This window comes from Bartonella sp. CL100XZDX (assembly GCF_042195375.1).
Taxonomy (GTDB): Bacteria; Pseudomonadota; Alphaproteobacteria; order Rhizobiales; family Rhizobiaceae; genus Bartonella.
The window spans coordinates 1-1,521 of record NZ_JBHIOH010000023.1 but is presented as its reverse complement, the minus strand read 5'-3'; the positions used below and the strand labels follow the sequence as shown (position 1 = coordinate 1,521).

1 protein-coding gene is annotated in these 1,521 nt (G+C 48.3%); it reads left to right on the top strand.

Features of this window, described 5'->3' with window-relative positions:
- Window positions 1-1,521: hemagglutinin repeat-containing protein (locus tag ACFILU_RS02220; RefSeq protein WP_375674556.1), on the top strand; the 1,521-nt coding region annotated here is incomplete at both ends.

Sequence of the window (1,521 nt, the reverse complement as noted above, 5' to 3'; positions counted from 1 at the left end):
CAAAGGTTCCTTTATTCCTGGAAGTGATGCCATTGAACAAGTCAAAACCTTGCTGGATGTCGGGGCAGACTATGCAAAAGCACACAATCTCCCCTTTGGTGAGGCTTTGAGTGAAGAACAATTGGCATCCCTAGAAGCCCCGATGGTGATTTATGTGCGCCAACAGGTCAAGGGCATGGATGTTTATGCTCCGGTGCTTTATATCCCTGAAAAAGACAGAGCCTCCTTTGTTTCTGCTGGGGCTTTGATCATGGGCGATGATGTCAATATCACCAGCAAAGATGTGGTGAATTCAGGGCGGATAAGTGCTACCCATAATTTGTCTGTGCAGAGCGGGGATATCCTCAGTCAAGGGGGGCATTTTGCTGCTGGTGGGGATGCTGTTCTCCTTGCGGAGAAGAATATTCGTTTGGATGCAGGGCGCACAACGGTTGACGGCGTGGAGACAGTATTAAACACCGAGGCGCTTTCTGCTGGTGGTAATGCAACGGTGATTGCCAAACAAGATATCACCGCCTCAGGGGTGGGGATCACTACCGGAGGTGATCTTGCCATGGCTACAGAAGAAGGTAACTTGACGATCGGTTCAGCAGAAACCCATTACCATGATGAACAGGGTGATGCCACCATGCATCATAAATCAGAAGTCAACTCTGGTGGCTCGACGACACTTGCCTCTGGAAAAGATTTGAATATTCTAGGCTCTGATGTTCAAGCAACGGATAAACTCCTCTTGCAAGCTGAGAGGAATGTTTCGATTGATGCCACACGCAACAGTGCCAATAGCCATCGCGGGGATCAAACATCTCATGTTGCCTTGCACAATGGCTCTCATTTAAGTTCTGGAAAAGAGACCACTGTTCTATCGGGTGGCGATATTCATATTGCTGCTTCCGATATAGATGCCAAGGGTAATGTTGCTCTTGGTGCCCAAGGGGAAATAGCGATAGGGGTAAGAAACGATGAGATGGAGTATCATCTTCGCACCAAAAACACGAAAGTGGACATGCAAGCCTCTCATGCGGTTGGCTCTTCGATAAAATCGGGAGGTGACACCACTGTTGTTGCAGGGCAGGATGGGAAATCGCATGACCTTAGCATCACAGGCAGTTCCATTGCGGCTGATGGCAAGGTAGGGCTGAAAGCCAGCAATGATGTCCTGATCACCAATGCAGAGGATAGCTTACATTATGAGATGTCGTACCACAAAGAGGGTGGGGTGTTTAGTAGCAGCAAATCTGAGCATAACAAGATGGATGCTACTCAAGTTTCCGGTTCACTCATATCTGGGGGTGAAGGCATTGCCATTGATTCCGGAAACAACACGGAAGTTGTAGCTTCGACGCTCGTAGCCGGTAAGGCAGAGGAAACGTCAGAAGAGAAAGCACCAGGAGATCAGAAACAAGCGGATATTACTATTCACTCTGGGGGAAAGATTACTATCAAAGGCGCCCAAGAACATTTGGATCAGCAAGCACAATCGTCATCAAGTGGCTTTTTGCATGAGAAATCGTCCGATAG